Consider the following 2,839-nt stretch of genomic DNA (forward strand, 5'->3'; position numbering starts at 1 on the left):
AATTCTTAAGATTTTGCTACTTTGCGGTCTACAGCAAGAACCCTGTGATTAAGCCGCTAGGTGGATTAAAAATCAGAAATTATCTGTGCCATTACATAAATTTTGGAGTAATAATCCATTTATTATGTTAAATTCTTTGTATCCAGGGCGGTTTAAGAGATGGGAATTCTCAGTATCTCCTTATAATTTTTGGACAGAAAAGAATGCGTTAGAAGCTTTACGATGGACGATTGAAGAAAAGGTAAAATTAACGGAGGAAACATTGCTACAAATATATACGGGAAAATGGATCAAACAGCAAGGATTGAAGTACCCTTGTGATAAGTTTTGGGGAAGCAGTCCGTATGATATGTTACATGCATTATATCCGAATCGATTTTCTAAACATATGTTAAAAGGATACAAGCATCAAAAAAAGAACAGACTATTGGTATAGTCCATCCTTTGAAAAGGGAATAATGGCAATTATTCTTCTTTATTATACCAAATTAAACAGAAAATTCGTTCTATTATACATTGAGAAAATACTCATCTTCTGAAGTAAGGTGGTTGTTATGAATAAAGGCGATGCCATTTTAAGATTGCTATCAGAAATTAAGTTGGAACTTAAGGAAGTAAAAGAACAAGTGGAACAAATGCAAACAAAATTAGATATATTCGAACAACAAAATCAAGTGAAGAACAAAGTGGAGCAAAAGAAACCAAAACAAAAAACAAACATAAAACCTGATAAAAAAGATAAGCCAGATTGGAAATATCCAGCTAAAATGAAATAACAAATTGAATAGTGACTTCCCCTGATATATAATGAATATAGACCATTCTTTTATTCAGTCGAGGGAATGAGCGGATGATACAACAGTATACGATTCTTATTCTCTCTTATATCTTCACACATCATATGAAAAGGGTGTGCTATGTGTATATGATTTTCTTATATCGATTTGATGTAAAAGAAAATGGCATTCAATTTGTTTTAAATAAACAAATTGCTGCTGATATGCTTCCACACCATGATATTCTATTGAGACCATTAGTGACAGTATTGGCTGAAACCTTACAATTGTATTGCTTGTTAAGTAAAGAGCCGACCTTATTAACGAGTAACATGCGAGAAAACGGTGAAATAGAAGTCATGTTCAATCAAGAATTAGGACAATGTATAGACGAGTATACAAAAAATCACGTGATTTTGAAAAATGGCAAACGAATTGCTGATATTTTAATAGAAATTCGGAATGCTTATACCATATACCACTAAACTTACAAGAATAGTAATACATATATAAATTTCAATTATAAAAACAATTGAAAAGAATGTAACAGAAGAAGTGTATCATTTGAATTTCCAGATTTCCTTTTCTATTTTTCCATAGTAACATGAAAACTATCAGTAAATTGGATGCAAATAGATATCGAAGACAGGAGAGGGATTATACGTGGACAAGTCATGGTCTGGTAATTCTGCACAATTGTTACAAGAAATTGATGGAAAAATGGGCAGAATTGAGTCTATTCTTCATCAGGTTTATATAGACGGTTTGATAGAAGAAGCATATGAGATTCACGAGATGCTTATAAAAGTGTCCCAGTTATTGCTCATCTTACAACAAGACCTCAAGATGGCACCAATGGCAAAAGGACTAAGTTTACAACTCCAAAGTATACAGGAACAGTACAATCGCTTGTTTAGCAGGAGAGAAATACAAACAAAATTCCCTGAATAATCAGACAATAACAAGTAGGCATCTCATGTAGGGATGCCTACTTGTTATTGTCCCAAAATATGACGTATATCCGACAGGTCCATACTCGTAAACTTTGCAATATCTTCTATATCCATTCCGTTTTTATGCATGCCCTGAATTAGTTGGATTTTCCCTTCTTGAATGCCAACTTCTTTTCCTTTTTCCATTCCTTTTGCTATACCCTCTTGAAGCCCTTCTTCTTTTCCAACTTGCTTCCCTTTTTCCATTCCTTCTTCTATACCAACCTCACGAGCATGTGCTAATTTTGCTTGTTCATCAAATAATACTTTTTCACGTGCTTCATATGCGAGACGGAAAGAGCTACTCTGACTCATATTTTCCCATTTGTGGATTGCCTTCTGTAACATTGGATCTTGTTTCATGGCTATATCCTCCAACGTGTGGGTTAAATGTTCATCTTCGTGCGCTGGTAGTAAAAGTAACCAACGAGCGAATTCATTTTCCCACGGATTAATTTTTTCTTCTCTCCATTGTCTTACTAGCTTTGGAATCTCGATGAAATGTATTTCTAGGTCTTCAAGTAACACTTCCTTCTGTTGCCTGCTCCAAAATTCTCCGACTGTATGCATATCATCATAATGAGGAAAGAGCTTAAAATCTAATAGATTGATGGCAATCGTTTTTCGCAAAGAGCGGTAAGGCATCCCCTGCTCTAATTGGGATGTATATAACTTACTCCAATAATACAGGGAGCGTTTCACAATTTCTTGTGTATTTCGCAACTGAATTTCAATATTAACTTTTGTTTCATCTTGAAGTGTCGCTAATATATCTAGTATGGATAATTTATCTTCTTCGTATTCTTTATGGAGGTGTGGGTCTTCAATTTTTAGCGATACTATCGGTATAGATAAGGATTCATGCAAGATTGCATTTAAAAAAGAAATCAATAATTCCTCTTGTCCTTGTACACCAAATAATTGTTTAAAAGCAAAATCCACTCGTAAATTCACTAAAGGTTGATTCATAGAGTGAGTCACCTTTCTTATTTCATATTCTGTCTTTTTTGTTATTCCCCTTTTTCGGGGGAATGGGCAAAGAAAGTATATATCTATTGTAGCGGAGGAAGG

General features: G+C 34.1%; 5 protein-coding genes. 4 read left to right on the top strand and 1 reads right to left on the bottom strand.

Annotated features, from left to right (window positions below):
* Positions 1-85: 85 nt before the first annotated feature.
* The 4 genes from ACODS7_RS31615 to ACODS7_RS31630 all read left to right on the top strand — a co-directional run bounded on the left by ACODS7_RS31615 (position 86) and on the right by ACODS7_RS31630 (position 1,727).
* On the top strand, positions 86-436 hold the full coding sequence (locus tag ACODS7_RS31615) for a DUF4046 domain-containing protein (RefSeq protein WP_243169407.1): 351 nt from the start codon (positions 86-88) through the stop codon (positions 434-436).
* Positions 437-554: 118 nt separating this feature from the next.
* Complete coding sequence (locus ACODS7_RS31620) at positions 555-776, top strand: hypothetical protein (RefSeq protein ID WP_078185722.1); 222 nt, start codon at positions 555-557, stop codon at positions 774-776.
* 149 nt (positions 777-925) lie between these two features.
* Entirely contained in the window at positions 926-1,261 is a 336-nt protein-coding gene (locus ACODS7_RS31625) for a hypothetical protein (RefSeq protein ID WP_134208736.1), read from the top strand.
* Positions 1,262-1,439: 178 nt separating this feature from the next.
* On the top strand, positions 1,440-1,727 hold the full coding sequence (locus ACODS7_RS31630) for a hypothetical protein (protein WP_243169406.1): 288 nt from the start codon (positions 1,440-1,442) through the stop codon (positions 1,725-1,727).
* Positions 1,728-1,771: 44 nt separating this feature from the next.
* On the opposite strand, the gene ACODS7_RS31635 is transcribed toward ACODS7_RS31630, so the two are convergent.
* On the bottom strand, positions 1,772-2,737 hold the full coding sequence (locus tag ACODS7_RS31635; protein ID WP_078185719.1) for an Rpn family recombination-promoting nuclease/putative transposase: 966 nt from the start codon (positions 2,735-2,737) through the stop codon (positions 1,772-1,774).
* Positions 2,738-2,839 lie beyond the last annotated feature (102 nt).

The organism is Bacillus sp. FG16, assembly GCF_057809515.1.